Origin of the sequence: Variovorax sp. RKNM96 (assembly GCF_017161115.1) — a bacterium.
Lineage (GTDB): Bacteria > Pseudomonadota > Gammaproteobacteria > Burkholderiales > Burkholderiaceae_C > Variovorax.
In genome coordinates this window covers 1,608,298-1,622,333 of sequence record NZ_CP046508.1, presented here as the reverse complement: position 1 = coordinate 1,622,333, position 14,036 = coordinate 1,608,298, and the positions used below count along the sequence as shown (strand labels likewise).

Sequence of the window (14,036 nt, the reverse complement as noted above, 5' to 3'; positions counted from 1 at the left end):
GGCCGCGTCCTCGCTTCACTGAAGCCGGATGCATGCCTCGATAACGGCCTGCCGCACACGCGGCAGGCCGTTGTCGCTTGTGGGGCTCATCGCTGGCGCCCCGGAAACCCGGACCGAGGAGACGAAATGCAAATCCGCGAAATCACCGCTTCGGACCTCGAAGCCGTCTACCGCCTGCTCGCGGCCAACGGATGGGCGCACCGGATTCCGGACGAGGCCTGTCTCGCCAAGCTGGTGGCCGCGTCGCAGCACGCGTGGGTCGCCATGCTCGATGGGGAAATCGCCGGATTCGCCCGCGCCCTCACCGATGGCCTCTCGAACGGCTACCTGTCGATGGTGGTCGTCGCTGCGCCGTTTCGCGGGCGCGGCATCGGCCGTGCGCTCGTCGAGCGCATCGTGGGCGCCGGGGAGGACATCACCTGGGTCTTGCGCGCCGGCAGGGACGGCGCGCCGGCGTTCTTCGCCAGGCTGGGCTTCGTGAACTCGACGCTCGCGATGGAGCGGCCGCGCACGACACGGGGCTAGACTGCTTGTCCGTCAACCACGCTGCGAAAGGCAGGCCACTCATGAAACCCTGGTTGATTTCCATCGCGTGCATCGCAGCGGCCGGCGCAGCCCACGCCGCCGAGAGTTGCGAGGGCCTTCGCGCACAGATCGAAGCGAAGATCGGCGCAGCGGGGGTCACGCGGTTCGCGGTGCTCGTCGTCGATGCCAACGCGCCCGCGGCCGGACAGGTGGTGGGCAGTTGCGAACTGGGCACGAAGAAGATCGTCTACCAGCGCGAGGGCGGAGGATCGGCCCCTGCGGCGGTTCCGGCGCCCGCCCGCTCGCCTGAAGACGACGACATCCTGACCGAATGCAAGGACGGCACGGTGTCCGTCGGCGGCGACTGCAAGCGCTGACAACCCGAGAGGAGCGACGATGGCTGACAAGATCCTGGTGTTCTATGGCTCATACCGCTCCGACCGCATGGGCGTTCGGCTCGCGGACTTCATCATGGCGGGCCTGCGCGCACGGGGCGCCGATGCGGAGCTGATCGACGCCAAGGCCGTCGACCTGCCGATGCTCGACCGCATGTACAAGGAATATCCGAAGGGCACGGCGCCTGCGGCGATGGAGGCGCTGGCGGAAAAGATCCGCACAGCCGATGCCTTCATCTTCGTGACCGGCGAATACAACTGGGGGCCGCAGCCCGGGCTGAAGAACCTGACGGACCACTTTCTCGAGGAGTGGTTCTGGCGACCCGCCGCCGTCGCGAGCTATTCGGCGGGGCGCTTCTCGGGCGTGCGCTCGGGGACCGTCTGGCATTCGATCCTGTCGGAGATGGGGATGGTGGTGGTGTCGAGCACGCTGGCGGTGGGGCCGATTTCGCAGACGCTGGATGCGGATGGGAAACCCATCGGCAATGCGGGCGAATCGCTCGCGCGAGCCTTTCCCCGGTTTGCCGATGACCTGGCCTGGTGGACCGAAGCGGCGCGTGCGCAAAAGGCACGGAAGGCGCCGCCTTACTGACGCAAGGCAGCGAGCACTTCGACCATCTTCTGCAGCGCCGCTTCCGGCGTGGGTTCGATGCAGATCGAACACGCGAGCATCAGATTCAACGGCTGGCCGAAGTCTTCGACCGCGATGCCGGTGGCGCTCTCTCGCAGCACACCACCAGCGTCATGCGCGCATGGCAGCGCTGCACGCGCACGGTCTGCATAGCTGCCTTCGGGCACGCCATAAGCCACGACGGGAATCCCCAGCGCCACCGCAGCGCCGACCTCGAACACCGTGCCCGAATCCGGCTCCAGGCCCCTGAAGGACGAGAGGTTCGCCACCACGCCGTCGGCGCCGCGAAGGCGTTGCATGTTGGCTTCGTAGATGCGCTTTTCCAGCGCGTCGGGCGAAGGCTCTTCTTCGCCATCGGCAGGCAGCAGTGCCGCCAGGCCCAATGCGTCGCACGCGACCTTGAGCCGCACGAAATGGTCCCTGGCGTCCGGACGGAAGACGTCCGGGCCTGCGAGATAGATCCGGGGGCGCGTCGGGGTGTCGGAGGGCTCGTCCATGGCAACAGCTTCGTCGATTTCCGGGCTCAACTCAAGATGCGACGAAGCACTGCATCGCCGCCATTCACTGCGGCGGGGATGGCGGCAGAGGCCTCGACCAGAGCCACGTCAGCACCACCGCCATGCAGCCGATGGCCAACACGGCCATCCACACGCGATGGGCCGTGAACGACAGGATGACGGCGCAGGCAGCCATCGTGATGGTCGCGCTCCATTTGGCGCGGCGGCTCACGGTACGGCCGTTCTCCCAGTTGCGCAGCAGCGGGCCGAAGATGCGGTGATTGCGCAGCCACGCGTGCAGGCGCGGCGAGCTGCGCGCGGCGGCCCATGCGGCCATCAGGATGAACACCGTCGTCGGCATGCCGGGCAGCACGACGCCGATGAGCCCGAGGATCAGGCACAGCACGGCGAAGCAGTACAGCAACACGCGTGCAAGCATGGACAGGGGCTTGGGACCAGGGTTCAACGCAACATTCTCGAAAGGGATCGGACGGTGGCGACGGCAGACCGGACCGGAGCCTTCGCCAGAGCCCATTCTTCACCAGCTTGCATCCGACGCGCCAGCGAACCGATATCGCGAGAAACAGGCAAGAACTTCGCAGCAACGTGGCAGCGTCCGGCGCCCTCCATTTCCACAATGAACGTCTTCACAGGAAAGGCGCACCCCATGACCACAGCCACCCGCAGCGGCGCACTCGCCGCCCTCTCGCTGTCCTTCGCGATGGCGTCCACGTCCGCCCAAGCGCAGTCCTCCCCGACCGCATCGACCGACCAGAACCGCTACGTCGGCATGTGGGTCACCAAGGACGGCTACATCCGCCACGAGTTACTACCCGGTGGCCGTTACGACGAAGCACGCGGCAAGCGCGAGAGCGCCTACCAGGGCCGCTACACGCTCACCGGGGACCACATCGACTACGTGGACGACACCGGCTTCACTGCCGATGGCGACTTCCGCGAAGGCGTGCTGTACCACGCGGGCATGGTGCTCTATCGCGAAGGTGCGGTGCGACGTTGAGGGCATCGCATCGCGTTCCGCGGAGTCAGGGAGCGTGAGGACGGGGCCCTTACAGTCAAGTGAACCAACGAAAGGTCCCAATGCCCCGTCCCGTTCTCGAAGAAGCCCGCATCCACCCCGCCATCCGCACCAAGGTGGCCGAGAGCCGCCAGACCATCGTCCGCGAGGTCATGGCCGCGGTCGCGGCCAACGATGTGGTTGTGGTGGGGATGGGCATCAACCCGCATCCGAAGAAGGCTCGGCAAGCGCTCGATGCGATCAGGCAACCGTACAAGTACCTCGAATACGGCAACTACCTGAGCCAATGGCGCGACCGCAACGCGCTCAAGATGTGGACCGGGTGGCCGACGTTTCCGATGGTGTTCGTGAAGGGCACGCTGGTGGGAGGTGCTGCGGATCTGCAGAAGCTCATCGACGGTGGCGAGCTGAAAAGTCTTCTGAGCTGATCCTCTGCTGCCGGCCACCGCAGTGCTCCTGTGGTTCCGAAGGAGCGATGCATTCCCGGTCCGTATGTCCCTGTCCAAACAGCTTTTCGCAGAATCAGGCAAGAACCCCGTTCAATCCGGATACCGCTCCAACCCTCATCCGCACGAAACTTCTTCCCATGCCCGGCGCACCTCCAGCGCCATGGTCCACCAACCCGCACGAGGAGTTTTGTATGAGCGCAATCCAGGAAAAAGTCGTCCTCATCACCGGCGCGAGCAGCGGGATCGGTGAAGCCACCGCGCGGCTGCTGGCGCGGCGTGGGGCCAGCGTGGTGCTCGGTGCGCGGCGCACCGACAAGCTCGAAGCCCTCGCGGCCGAGATCAACGCCACCGGCGGCTCGGCGAGCTTCCAGCACCTCGACGTGACGCACCGGCCCAGCATGGAAGCCTTCGCCGAGTTCGCCTTCGACACGCACGGACAGATCGACGTGCTGGTCAATGCGGCGGGCGTGATGCCGATGTCGCCGCTGTGGAACCGCAAGATCGAGGAGTGGGAACTCATGATCGACGTGAACCTGCGCGGCGTGCTGCTCGGCGTTGCCGCCGTGCTGCCGACGATGCAGCTGCAGGGCTGGGGCCACATCGTCAATGTGACGCCCATGGCCGCACAGGGCGTGACGCCGGAGTCGGCCGTGTACCACGGCACGCAGTACGCGGTGAACGCGATCTCCGAAGGGCTGCGCCAGGAGCATGCGGGCCACCTGCACGTCACGGTGGTGAGCCCCGACGTGACCGGCTTCAGCGACCCGCTGGCCGAGCGCCTTGCGGCGAGCTACAGCTTCGAGCGCATGCGCACCCGGCGGCGCCTTGCAACGCCGGCCGAGAGCGTCGCGCGATCGGTTGCCGGTGCCATCGAGGGCTACGGCATCACGATGCCGGTGCGGCCGGGCACGGTGTCCAGGTCGGCCGAGCACGCGTGGTGATCGGCGAGCCCGGCGAGCTCGCCGGGCAGCGGCCGCGTCAGTAGGTCTTGTACGGCAGGAATTTGCCCGACAGCACCACGTTGACGCGGTCGCCCTTCGGGTCAGCCTGGCGCTGGATGTCCATGCTGAAGTCGATCGCGCTCATGATGCCGTCGCCGAACTCCTCGTGGATCAGCTCCTTGATGGTGGTGCCGTACACGCTCACGATCTCGTACCAGCGGTAGATCAGCGGATCGGTCGGCACGGGCGTGGGCAGCGAGCCCTTGTAGGGCACGACCTGGAGCCACTTCTGCTCCTCGGGCGTGAGGCCGAAGATCTTGCCGACGACCTTGGCCTGCTTGTCGTCGAGCGTCATCTGGCCGAGGCACGCGGCAGTGGTCCACTCCTTCGACTGGCCGACCTTCCTGGCCACATCGGCCCACTGGATGCCCTTGGACACCTTCACGGTGATGATCTTCTCGGTGACGTCGTTGCGGTTCATGCAGATTTGCTCCTGATTGAAATTGAGAGTGATTGAGTGCGTGATGGGGTCACGACGCCTTCGCGCGCGTGACGAGGAAATCGACGATGTGGTTGCGCAGCGCGTAGTAGCCGTCCAGATGGTGCAGCGAGGCACGGGTGCGCTCGCGCGGCAGCGGGTTGACCACGGTCTCGACGATGTTGCCGGCGCGGTAGCCGCCGCCGGGCTGGTCGGCGCCGTTGGTCATCAGGAGGATGCGGTCGGCCAGGAGAATGGCCTCGTCCACGTCGTGCGTGATCATGAAGACCGTCTGCTGCGTCTGGCGCACGATGGTCATCAGCTCGTCCTGGATGGTGCCGCGCGTGAGCGCATCGAGCGCACCGAAAGGCTCGTCGAGCAGCAGCATCTTGGGCTGGATGGCAAAGGCGCGCGCGATGCCCACGCGCTGCTTCATGCCGCCCGAGAGCTGCGCGGGTTTCTTGTCGATGGCCGCCTGCAGGCCCACCATGTCCACGAAGCGCTCGACCTGCTTGTCCACGTGCCCGGCCGACCAGTCGGGCCAGCGCGAGGACACGGCGAAGGCGATGTTCCTGCGCACGGTGAGCCAGGGCATGAGCGCGTGGCTCTGGAAGACGACGCCGCGCTCCAGGCTGGGGCCGGCGACCTCGCGGCCGTCCATGAACACATGGCCCGCGCTCGCCTGGTCCAGGCCCGCCAGCACGTTGAGGATGGTCGTCTTGCCGCAGCCCGAGTGGCCGATGATGCAGACGAATTCGCCGCGGTCGAGCGTGAAGGACACGTCGGCGAACACGGGCCGCGCGGGCACGAAGGCCTTGGCCAGGCCCTCGATGCGCAGGAAGCCGCCGGTGGCGGGCTGGGGCGTGGGAGCAGGTGTCATGAGAGGAGCGCCTTGTGCCAATCGATCACTCCACATAGGTCACCTTCCGCTGCAGGCCGGCGAAGGCCTGGTCGAGCAGCATGCCGACGACGCCGATCACCAGGATCGCGAAGATCACGTTGGTGAGCGAGAGGTTGTTCCACTCGTTCCACACGAAGTAGCCGATGCCGGTGCCGCCCACGAGCATCTCGGCCGCGACGATGACGAGCCAGGCGATGCTCATGCTGATGCGCATGCCGGTGAGGATGGTGGGCGCGGCCGCCGGCAGGATCACGCGGAACGCGCGACGCAGCGGCTTCACCTCGAGCGTGCTCGCCACGTTGAGCCATTCGCGCTTGACCGAGGCCACGCCGAAGGCGGTGTTCAGCAGCATCGGCCACACCGAGCAGATGAAGATCACGAAGATGCCGCTGACCGACGAGTCCTTGATGGTGTAGAGCGCCAGCGGCATCCACGCGAGCGGCGAGATCGGCTTGAGCACCTGGATGAACGGATCGAAGGCCTTGTGCAGCAGCGGCGACATGCCGATGACGAAACCCAGCGGCACCGCCACCACACAGGCGAGCAGAAAGCCCAGCCCCACGCGGGCCAGCGAATAGGCCAGCTGGATGGCAATGCCCTTGTCGTTCGGCCCGTTGTCGTAGAAGGGGTTCGACAGGTGCTTCCACGCGGTGGCGCCCATCTCGGCCGGCGTGGGAAAGCCCGAGCTCTTGACCTGGCCCTGTGTCGGGTCCTTGCCGAGCATCTTCTGGTACTCGATCTGCTCGGCGGTCATGCCGGCCGTGGCATCGACGCTGGCCGCCGGCAGCGTGGCGAGCTGCCATGCGCCGACGAGCAGCAGGAACATCAGCAGCGACACCAGCGCAGCCTTCAGCGAGAGCGTTCTCGTGCGCATGGCTCAGGCCATCTTGCTGATCGCAAAGCTCTTGACGTAGTCGTCGGGCTTCGCGGGGTCGAACACTTTGCCCATGATGGTGAACTTGGGGTACGCGCCGTCGGGCGTGCTCTGGCCGAGTTCCTTCATGCGCTTCTTTGCGTCGGTCAGCAGGAACACCTTTTCCGCGATCTGCCTGTAGTTGACATCGCCCTTCACATAGCCCCAGCGCTTCATCTGCGTGAGCATCCACACCGCCATCGACTGCCAGGGAATCGGGTCGAAGTCGGCGCGGTCGGGCACGGTGCGGATGTTGCCCAGGCCGTCGGCGAACTTGCCGGTGAGCACCTGGGTGAGCACGGTCTCGGGCTGGTTCAGGTACTGCGCGGGCGCGATCACCTTGGCGATGAGTTCGCGGTTCTTCGGCTCGCGCGCCATGGCCGATGCGGTGAGCACCGCACGCACGAGCGCGGCGAAGGTGTTGGGGTTCTTCTCGATGAACTCGGTCGAGGTGCCGAAGGCGCAGCAGGGGTGGCCGTTCCACAGGTCGCGCGTCAGCAGGTGCAGGAAGCCGATTTCCTCAAACACCGCGCGCTGGTTGAAGGGGTCGGGGCCGAGGTAGCCGTCGATGTTGCCGGCGCGCAGGTTGGCCACCATCTCGGGCGGCGGCACCACGCGGATCTGGATATCGGTGTCGGGGTTCAGGCCCGCCTCGGCCACGTAGTAGCGCAGCAGGAAGTTGTGCATGCTGTACTCGAAGGGCACGGCGAACTTCAGGCCCTTCCACGTCTTCGGATCGCGCTTGTCCTTGTGCTTGTTGGCCAGCGTGATGGCCTGGCCATTGGTGTTCTGGATGGTCGCGACATTCATCGCCACCTGGTTGGAGCCCGCGCCCATCGAAATGGCGAGTGGCATCGGCGACAGGAAATGCGTGGCGTCGTATTCCTTGTTGAGCATCTTGTCGCGGATGAGCGCCCAGCCTGCGGTCTTCACCACATCGACGTTGAGCCCCTGCTTCTGATAGAAGCCCAGCGGGTGCGCCATGATCAGCGGCGTGGCGCAGGTGATCGGGATGAAGCCGATCTTGAGATTGGTCTTCTCCAACGGCGCCTTGTCCTGCGCCATGGCCTGCAGCGCGCCCAGCGGCAACACCGAGGCGATGGCGGCGCGCGCGGTGTTCGCGCCCACGGCGCGCAGGAAGTTGCGGCGCACGCTGTCCACCGGGAACAGCGCCTTCATCAGGCTGGCTTCGAGCTTGTCGTCGGGGCCGACGTCGATGTCGGCGGCGCGTCCGTGGTTGCGGCCGCAGGCGCAGCGCATGGTCAGGGGCCGGTCGGCGTCGTAGAGATCGCAGGCGGTCGAATCGGATGGGCTGGGCATGGCGGTGCACCTCGGTGAAAAGATGCGGGCAACGATGCAAGGCCCGGGCCGGAAACGCGGCCAGGCGAGGCCCAAAGGCCTCCGGCCCTCAGATCGTGCCGCGCTTGTCGAGGGCTTGTAGGGCTGGCACTACAAGACGGCCGCCGCCGGCTCCGATTTCAGGCCGCGGGTGCCGCCTTGCCGTGGCGTTCGGCATACAGCGCGAGCTCGACGTCGTTCTTGGTGCCGGTCTTCTCCAGGATGCGCGCGCGGTAGGTGCTGACGGTGTTGGGCGCAAGGCCCAGCTGCGCACCGATTTCGCTCACGCTGTGCCCCGCACTGAGCAGGCGATAGACCTGGTGCTCGCGGTGCGACAGTTGCTCGGCACCCTGCCCCGCACTGCGGCCCACCGCAGCGGCCAGCGCTTCGGCCGTGGCCGCCGAGACGTACAGCCCGCCGGCCGCCACCTTGCGCACCGCGCTCACCATGTCGTCGGCATCGGCACTCTTGTTCAGGTAGCCGGAGGCACCGAGCTTGATGCAGCGCACCGCGTACTGCTTCTCGGGGTAAGTGCTGAGCATCAGCACCGGCAGCGTGGGCCAGTCCTTGCGCAGGGCCTGCAGCACGTCGAGGCCGTCGCGGCCGGGCAGGGCAACGTCGAGCAGCACCACGTCCAGGCCCTCGGGGCCGCCCAGTTCCTGCACGGCGGCGATCACCTCGGGGCCGGTCTGCGCCTCGGCGCGCACGGTCATCGAGGGCAGGCCGTTGGAGAGGTCGCCCAGCATCTGCTTGAGGCCCTCGCGCACGATGCGGTGGTCGTCGCCGATGAGCACACGGATGTCGTTCATCTCAGGCATCCTCCGCTGGCAGCAGCATGGGCAGGTGCAGGCGGAAGGTGCTGCCCTCCCCCACCCGGCTTTCGATGTCGATGCGCCCGCCGAAATGGCGCGCCCGCTCGCGCATGCCGAGCACGCCGTAGGAGGTGGCAGCCTCGAAGGCCTGCGCCGGGGCACCGACGCCGTCGTCGCGCACGCTGATGATCAGTTGCCGCTGTTCGACGCCGATGCGGATGTCCAGGCTGTGCGCCTTCGCATGGCGGCCGACGTTGCTCAGCATCTCCTGGAAGATGCGGAACACCGCAATGGCGGCCGGCTCGGGCAACTCCACGCCTGTCGGCACGTCGAACTGCCAGTCGAGCGCCAGCTCGGCCGACTGCACGAACTCGTGCGCCTGCCATTCGAGCGCGGCCCACAGGCCCTGGTGGTCGAGGATGCTGGGGCGCAGGTCGGTGATGATGCGGCCCACGTTGTCGACCGCACGCTCGATCAGCTGGCTCATGTTGCCGCACTTGCAGCGCATCTGGTCGCGCATGGACTGCGCCGCGTCGGGCGTGCGCTCCTGCTGTTCGCCCAGGCGCTTGCCGATCCAGTTGACGTCCATCTTGAGCGCGACGAGCAGGCTGCCGAGTTCGTCGTGCACCTCGCGCGCGATGCGGGTGCGCTCGTCTTCGCGCACCTTGTCGAGCCAGGCGGAGAGTTCGCGCAGTTGCACGAGTGCGTCGCTCAGTTCGCGCGTGCGCTCCTGCACGCGCAGGCCCAGTTCGTCCTTGGCCTGCTGCAGCGCCTCGGCGTGGCGGCGGCGCTCGGTGATGTCGACGAAGGTGATGACGGCGCCGCGCACCTGCGTGCCGTCCATGATCGGGTGGCTCGAATACTCCACCGCGAAGGCGCTGCCGTCGCGGCGCCAGAACACCTCGGTGTCGATGCGGCACGGCAGGCCGCGGCGAAAGGCGTTGAAGATCGGGCAGTCGGTGTCGGCGTAGTGCGAGCCGTCGGGGTGCGAGTGATGCGTGAGCTCGTGCATGTTCGAGCCGATCACGTCGCGCGCCTCGTGGCCCAGCATCTGCGCGCCGGCCCGGTTGATGAACATGCAGTGGCCGTCCAGGTCGATGCCGAAGATGCCCTCGCCGGTCGACTCCAGCAGCAGCCCCAATTGGTGCTGCCAGAGCGGATGGCTGGCGGTCGGGTTCAGTACGGGCGTCTCCATGCACCAAAAGCAAGCAACACCCGTGCCCGGGTGTGCTGCGCGCGCCTCAGGTGCGTTCCCAGCGGAACTTGCGCTCCGACTCGGCGATGGGCTGGTCGTTGATGCTCGCGTAGCGCTTCTGCATCAGGCCGTTCTCGGCGAACTCCCAGTTCTCGTTGCCGTGGCTGCGGAACCACTGGCCCGCGGCGTCGTGCCATTCGTACTCGAAGCGCACCGCGATGCGGTTGTCCATGAAGGCCCAGAGCGTCTTCTTCAGTCGGTAGTCGGTCTCGCGCTCCCACTTGCGGGTGAGGAACTCCACCACCTGCTCGCGGCCGTTGACGAAGTCGGCGCGGTTGCGCCATTCGGTGTCGGGCGTGTAGGCCAGGCTCACGCGAACCGGGTCGCGCGTGTTCCAGGCATCTTCGGCGGCCTGGACCTTCTTGGTGGCGGTCTCGAGGGTGAAGGGCGGCAGCGGCGGGCGGGATTCCATGAGGGGGCTTTCTTTCGATGGTCGAGGGGTTGTCGAGGGCCGCAATGTGCCACGAGTAGACAGGTCTGTCTACATGCCTACAATCGCGCCATGGACATCTCCGCACTGCCCGCACGCGAGCGCATCCTCGTCACTTCGCACGACCTCTTCTATCGCGACGGCATCCGCGCCACCGGCATCGACCGCGTGATCGCCGCCTCGGGCGTCACCAAGGTCACCTTCTATCGCCATTTCCCCTCGAAGGACGACCTGGTGCGCGAGTTCCTCGACTACCGCCACACGCGGTGGATGGCATGGTTCGTCGATGCGCTGGGCCGGCGCGGCGCGCACGAGCGCGCGGGCGATGCCAACGCCCTGCTGCTGCTGGCCGACGTGATGGCCGAGTGGTTCGCCGACCCGGTATTCCGCGGCTGCGCCTTCATCAACGCGACGGCCGAAGTGGGCGGCAGCGTCGAAGGTGCACTGGAGCGCTCGCGCGAGCACAAGCGCGAGATGGTCGAGGTGATCGCGGGCCTCTTGCCTTCGCAACTGCCCGCACGCATGGCGCTCGCGCAGGCCGCGGGCATCGGCGTCGACGGCGCCATCATCAAGGCCCAGATGGGCGATGCCGCCGTCGCACGCGAAGCCGTCGACGACCTGCGGCGGCTGCTGGAGGCGCTGGTGGCCTCCGCCGGAGAAGTTACTTCACGACCATCAGCGTGAACGGCCACACGTAGGCCTGCAGCGTCACGTAGAAGCCGACCAGGCACGCCAGCGCGATGGAGTGAAAGAACACATAGCGCAGGATCTCGCCCTCGTGGTTGAACCAGCGAGTGGCGGTGGAGGCGACCACGATCGACTGCGCATCGATCATCTTGCCCATCACGCCGCCCGAGCTGTTGGCCGCGCCCATGAGGTTGGGGCTCAGGCCCAGCTGGTCGGCCGCCACCTTCTGCATGCCGCCGAAGAGCACGTTCGATGCGGTGTCAGACCCCGTAAGCGCCACGCCCAGCCAGCCCATCAGCGTGCCGAAGAACGGGTAGAACATGCCGGTGTTCGCAAAGGCCAGGCCCAGCGTGGTATCGAGCCCCGAGTAGCGCGTGAGCGTGCCGAGCGCGAGCATCAGCATGATGGTGAGCAGCGAAAACTTCACCAGCCACAGCGTGCGGCCGTAGGCGGCGATGAGCTGGATCGGGTTGTACTTCATCACCAGCCCGCCCACGATGGCCGACACCAGGATGCCGGTGCCCGTGGCCGAGAGCAGCAGCAGCTGGTACACCGCGCCCTCCTTCGTCGGCTTGGGCACCACCGGCGCCACCTTCTCGATCATGTTGTTGAGCCCGTCGATCGGAAAGTTGGGCGCGAAGATGCCGTTGAGCCAGGTCTTGAAGGTCGGCAGGCCCCAGATGAACACGAACACGGTGAGGATGATCCACGGCGTCCACGCGCGGATCACGTCGGCGCGCGGGTGCTTCGTCGGCAAGGCCACGGGGCCGGCCTCGCCGCCGTCTTTCTCGTGGCCCTTGAGCGACACGGAGGTCCAGATGGTCTTGGGCCGCCACACGCGCAGGAACAGCACCAGCGACGTCATCGACACCAGCGCCGCGATGATGTCCACCAGCTCGGGGCCGATGTAGTTGGACACCAGGAACTGCGGAATCGCGAAGGACAGGCCCGTCACCAGGATGGCGGGCCACACTTCCATCATGCCCTTGCGCCCCGAGAAGGCCCAGATGAGCCAGAACGGCACCAGCAGCGAGAAGAAGGGCAACTGCCGCCCGATCATCGCGGTGACGGCCATCAGGTCGTAGCCATGCACCTTGGCCAGCGTGATGACCGGTGTGCCGAGCGCACCGAAGGCCACCGGCGCCGTGTTGGCGATCAGCGAGAGGCCCGACGCCGCCAGCGGCGAGAAGCCCAGGCCGATGAGGATCGCGGCCGTGACCGCCACCGGCGTGCCGAAGCCCGCCGCGCCCTCGAAGAAGGCGCCGAATGCGAACGCGATCAGCAGCAGTTGCAGGCGTCGGTCTTCGGTGATGCCGGCAATGGAGTCCTGCAGGATCTTGAAGCTGCCGTTCTGCTCGGTGAGCTGCTGCAGGAAGATGATGTTCAGCACGATCCAGCCGATGGGCAGGAGGCCGGTGATGCCGCCCAGAAAGGCGGCCTTGCCCGCCATCTCGGCCGGCATGCCGAAGGCAAAGACCGCGATCACCACGGCGCTCAGCAGGCCGAGCCCCGCCGCGTAATGCGCCTTCACATGCAGGAGCCCGAGGCTCACGAGCATGACCACCACCGGTATCGCGGCCAACGCCGTCGATAGCACCATGTTGCCGAATGGGTTGTAAACCTGCTGCCAGACCATGAGTTTGTCTCCTGCTGTTGGATTTGGTTATGAGACGGTGTGCGTAACGCACCGAAAAATCGCCGAAAGCAACACAAGACAAACGAGAACGACGCCACGAGCCACCGACAGCGATTCGCTAACATCCTACCCCCGGCACGCAACAGCACATGGCATCCACGCGACTCCCCTCGACCCAGGGCCTGCAGGCCTTCGAGGCGGTCGCACGGCTGCGCAGCGTGAACCTCGCGGCCGAAGAACTCAGCGTGACGCCCAGTGCGGTGAGCCACCGCATCCGGCAGCTGGAGACACAGCTCGAACTCAAGCTCTTCACGGGCAACGACTTCGGCCTGGGCGCCGATGGCGTGGCTTACCTGGCGCGTGTGCGCGAGGCCATTGCGGCACTGCAGCAGGTGCCCGGCCGCGAGCCCGCATCGCAGGTGCGGCGGCTGCGCGTGGCGGTGACGCCCACGTTCTCCCGCCAGATGCTGCTGCCGCGGCTCGCGCGGTTTCGCGATGCCTATCCGAACATCGAGCTGATGCTGCAGGTGACCATGCCCGTGCGCAACATGACGGCCGAAGAGGCCGATCTGGAACTGCGTTTCGGCACCGGGCCTTTTCACGACCGCGAGTTCTGCCAGTTGCTGGCCGACGACGTGGCGCCCGCCTGCAGTCCGGCATACCTGCAGCGTCACGGGCCGTTCGATGGATTTTCGACCGATGCGGAGGTCTCGCGCGTGCAGCTGCTGCGCACGCCGCTCGAATCGTGGCGCACCTGGTTCAAGGCCTGCGGCATCGGACTGCCCGAGCCGGCCACGGGCCACCAGTTCAACGACCTGGGCCTGGCACTCGATGCGGCGGCCGAAGACTTCGGCGTGGTGCTCATGCACCTGAAGCTCGGCAGCGCCTGGCTGGAGAACGGGCGCCTCGTGCGGCTCTCGGCAGAGAGCGTGCCCTCGCCCAACGCGTACTTCCTGTGCTGGCGGCCGGGGGCGATGGAGCGCTGGGAATGCGCGACCTTCGTCGAGTGGCTGCGGCAGGCGCTGCGGGACTGACTGAATTCTTTTCAGGTCCGGCCCGGGTATTTTTCAGATCGAGGCCCGTTGCGGGCACCAAACTCGGCCCGCGGCGGA

Annotated in this window: 18 protein-coding genes; 8 read left to right on the top strand and 10 right to left on the bottom strand. The window is 66.7% G+C overall.

Translation table 11 applies throughout. The features are described 5' to 3' along the window. Positions 1 to 126: 126 nt before the first annotated feature. The 3 genes from GNX71_RS07395 to GNX71_RS07385 are packed head-to-tail and all read left to right on the top strand — an operon-like array spanning position 127 to position 1,512. A complete protein-coding gene (locus tag GNX71_RS07395; RefSeq protein ID WP_206177726.1) occupies positions 127 to 525 on the top strand; it encodes a GNAT family N-acetyltransferase in 399 nt (132 codons plus the stop codon). Positions 526 to 566: 41 nt separating this feature from the next. After that, positions 567 to 902, top strand: coding sequence for a DUF1161 domain-containing protein (locus tag GNX71_RS07390; RefSeq protein ID WP_206177725.1), 336 nt, complete (start codon positions 567 to 569; stop codon positions 900 to 902). 19 nt (positions 903 to 921) lie between these two features. Then, positions 922 to 1,512, top strand: a complete 591-nt coding sequence (locus GNX71_RS07385) for an NAD(P)H-dependent oxidoreductase (protein WP_206177724.1) — start codon at positions 922 to 924, stop codon at positions 1,510 to 1,512. Here GNX71_RS07385 and GNX71_RS07380 read toward each other — a convergent pair. Beyond that, positions 1,506 to 2,048: a nucleoside 2-deoxyribosyltransferase gene (locus tag GNX71_RS07380; protein WP_206177723.1), complete on the bottom strand. Its 543-nt coding sequence runs from the start codon at positions 2,046 to 2,048 to the stop codon at positions 1,506 to 1,508. The two genes, GNX71_RS07385 and GNX71_RS07380, sit on opposite strands and share 7 nt — an antisense overlap. Positions 2,049 to 2,112: 64 nt before the next feature. Next, the gene (locus GNX71_RS07375) at positions 2,113 to 2,487 is read right to left on the bottom strand and encodes a YbaN family protein (protein WP_241027191.1); all 375 of its coding nucleotides are present in this window, start codon (positions 2,485 to 2,487) and stop codon (positions 2,113 to 2,115) included. Between the two features lie 228 nt (positions 2,488 to 2,715). Here GNX71_RS07375 and GNX71_RS07370 point away from each other — a divergent pair, with 228 nt between their 5' ends. From GNX71_RS07370 to GNX71_RS07360, 3 genes are all read left to right on the top strand, one after another. Continuing rightward, a complete protein-coding gene (locus GNX71_RS07370) occupies positions 2,716 to 3,066 on the top strand; it encodes an Atu4866 domain-containing protein (protein WP_241027190.1) in 351 nt (116 codons plus the stop codon). Between the two features lie 80 nt (positions 3,067 to 3,146). Then, positions 3,147 to 3,512: a glutaredoxin domain-containing protein gene (locus GNX71_RS07365; protein WP_206177721.1), complete on the top strand. Its 366-nt coding sequence runs from the start codon at positions 3,147 to 3,149 to the stop codon at positions 3,510 to 3,512. Between the two features lie 212 nt (positions 3,513 to 3,724). Next, positions 3,725 to 4,474 carry an SDR family oxidoreductase gene (locus GNX71_RS07360; protein WP_206177720.1) on the top strand — a complete coding sequence of 250 codons (750 nt, stop codon included), beginning with the start codon at positions 3,725 to 3,727 and terminating at the stop codon, positions 4,472 to 4,474. Between the two features lie 37 nt (positions 4,475 to 4,511). Here GNX71_RS07360 and cynS read toward each other — a convergent pair whose 3' ends face one another. The 7 genes from cynS to GNX71_RS07325 form a co-directional block, all read right to left on the bottom strand. Further along, on the bottom strand, positions 4,512 to 4,955 hold the full coding sequence (cynS, locus tag GNX71_RS07355; protein ID WP_206177719.1) for a cyanase: 444 nt from the start codon (positions 4,953 to 4,955) through the stop codon (positions 4,512 to 4,514). A gap of 49 nt (positions 4,956 to 5,004) precedes the next feature. Continuing rightward, entirely contained in the window at positions 5,005 to 5,832 is an 828-nt protein-coding gene (locus tag GNX71_RS07350) for an ABC transporter ATP-binding protein (RefSeq protein WP_206177718.1), read from the bottom strand. 25 nt (positions 5,833 to 5,857) lie between these two features. Next, positions 5,858 to 6,727, bottom strand: a complete 870-nt coding sequence (ntrB, locus tag GNX71_RS07345) for a nitrate ABC transporter permease (RefSeq protein WP_206177717.1) — start codon at positions 6,725 to 6,727, stop codon at positions 5,858 to 5,860. Positions 6,728 to 6,730: 3 nt separating this feature from the next. Continuing rightward, positions 6,731 to 8,086: a CmpA/NrtA family ABC transporter substrate-binding protein gene (locus tag GNX71_RS07340; RefSeq protein ID WP_206177716.1), complete on the bottom strand. Its 1,356-nt coding sequence runs from the start codon at positions 8,084 to 8,086 to the stop codon at positions 6,731 to 6,733. 158 nt (positions 8,087 to 8,244) lie between these two features. After that, positions 8,245 to 8,913 carry a response regulator transcription factor gene (locus GNX71_RS07335; protein ID WP_206177715.1) on the bottom strand — a complete coding sequence of 223 codons (669 nt, stop codon included), beginning with the start codon at positions 8,911 to 8,913 and terminating at the stop codon, positions 8,245 to 8,247. 1 nt (position 8,914) lies between these two features. Further along, positions 8,915 to 10,111, bottom strand: coding sequence for a PAS domain-containing sensor histidine kinase (locus tag GNX71_RS07330; RefSeq protein WP_206177714.1), 1,197 nt, complete (start codon positions 10,109 to 10,111; stop codon positions 8,915 to 8,917). A 46-nt stretch (positions 10,112 to 10,157) separates the two neighbouring features. Beyond that, positions 10,158 to 10,583, bottom strand: coding sequence for a nuclear transport factor 2 family protein (locus GNX71_RS07325; RefSeq protein WP_206177713.1), 426 nt, complete (start codon positions 10,581 to 10,583; stop codon positions 10,158 to 10,160). A 90-nt stretch (positions 10,584 to 10,673) separates the two neighbouring features. On the opposite strand from GNX71_RS07325, the gene GNX71_RS07320 reads away from it, so the two are divergent. Next, complete coding sequence (locus GNX71_RS07320; RefSeq protein WP_206177712.1) at positions 10,674 to 11,285, top strand: TetR/AcrR family transcriptional regulator; 612 nt, start codon at positions 10,674 to 10,676, stop codon at positions 11,283 to 11,285. On the opposite strand, the gene GNX71_RS07315 is transcribed toward GNX71_RS07320, so the two are convergent. Further along, a complete protein-coding gene (locus GNX71_RS07315; protein WP_206177711.1) occupies positions 11,263 to 12,924 on the bottom strand; it encodes an L-lactate permease in 1,662 nt (553 codons plus the stop codon). The two genes, GNX71_RS07320 and GNX71_RS07315, sit on opposite strands and share 23 nt — an antisense overlap. Before the next feature lie 149 nt (positions 12,925 to 13,073). Here GNX71_RS07315 and GNX71_RS07310 point away from each other — a divergent pair, with 149 nt between their 5' ends. Further along, positions 13,074 to 13,958 (top strand): LysR substrate-binding domain-containing protein, encoded by an 885-nt coding sequence (locus GNX71_RS07310; RefSeq protein WP_206177710.1) that lies wholly within the window; start codon positions 13,074 to 13,076, stop codon positions 13,956 to 13,958. Positions 13,959 to 14,036 lie beyond the last annotated feature (78 nt).

Bases quoted from the DNA above. Each gene is read 5' to 3' on its own strand.
- GNX71_RS07310 (WP_206177710.1), top strand. From the start codon at position 13,074: ATGGCATCCACGCGACTCCCCTCGACCCAGGGCCTGCAGGCCTTCGAG.
- GNX71_RS07380 (WP_206177723.1), bottom strand. From the start codon at position 2,048: ATGGACGAGCCCTCCGACACCCCGACGCGCCCCCGGATCTATCTCGCA.
- GNX71_RS07395 (WP_206177726.1), top strand. From the start codon at position 127: ATGCAAATCCGCGAAATCACCGCTTCGGACCTCGAAGCCGTCTACCGC.
- GNX71_RS07375 (WP_241027191.1), bottom strand. From the start codon at position 2,487: ATGCTTGCACGCGTGTTGCTGTACTGCTTCGCCGTGCTGTGCCTGATC.
- GNX71_RS07330 (WP_206177714.1), bottom strand. From the start codon at position 10,111: ATGGAGACGCCCGTACTGAACCCGACCGCCAGCCATCCGCTCTGGCAG.
- GNX71_RS07325 (WP_206177713.1), bottom strand. From the start codon at position 10,583: ATGGAATCCCGCCCGCCGCTGCCGCCCTTCACCCTCGAGACCGCCACC.
- GNX71_RS07385 (WP_206177724.1), top strand. From the start codon at position 922: ATGGCTGACAAGATCCTGGTGTTCTATGGCTCATACCGCTCCGACCGC.
- ntrB (WP_206177717.1), bottom strand. From the start codon at position 6,727: ATGCGCACGAGAACGCTCTCGCTGAAGGCTGCGCTGGTGTCGCTGCTG.
- GNX71_RS07335 (WP_206177715.1), bottom strand. From the start codon at position 8,913: ATGAACGACATCCGTGTGCTCATCGGCGACGACCACCGCATCGTGCGC.
- GNX71_RS07350 (WP_206177718.1), bottom strand. From the start codon at position 5,832: ATGACACCTGCTCCCACGCCCCAGCCCGCCACCGGCGGCTTCCTGCGC.
- GNX71_RS07390 (WP_206177725.1), top strand. From the start codon at position 567: ATGAAACCCTGGTTGATTTCCATCGCGTGCATCGCAGCGGCCGGCGCA.
- GNX71_RS07340 (WP_206177716.1), bottom strand. From the start codon at position 8,086: ATGCCCAGCCCATCCGATTCGACCGCCTGCGATCTCTACGACGCCGAC.
- GNX71_RS07320 (WP_206177712.1), top strand. From the start codon at position 10,674: ATGGACATCTCCGCACTGCCCGCACGCGAGCGCATCCTCGTCACTTCG.
- cynS (WP_206177719.1), bottom strand. From the start codon at position 4,955: ATGAACCGCAACGACGTCACCGAGAAGATCATCACCGTGAAGGTGTCC.
- GNX71_RS07370 (WP_241027190.1), top strand. From the start codon at position 2,716: ATGACCACAGCCACCCGCAGCGGCGCACTCGCCGCCCTCTCGCTGTCC.
- GNX71_RS07365 (WP_206177721.1), top strand. From the start codon at position 3,147: ATGCCCCGTCCCGTTCTCGAAGAAGCCCGCATCCACCCCGCCATCCGC.
- GNX71_RS07315 (WP_206177711.1), bottom strand. From the start codon at position 12,924: ATGGTCTGGCAGCAGGTTTACAACCCATTCGGCAACATGGTGCTATCG.
- GNX71_RS07360 (WP_206177720.1), top strand. From the start codon at position 3,725: ATGAGCGCAATCCAGGAAAAAGTCGTCCTCATCACCGGCGCGAGCAGC.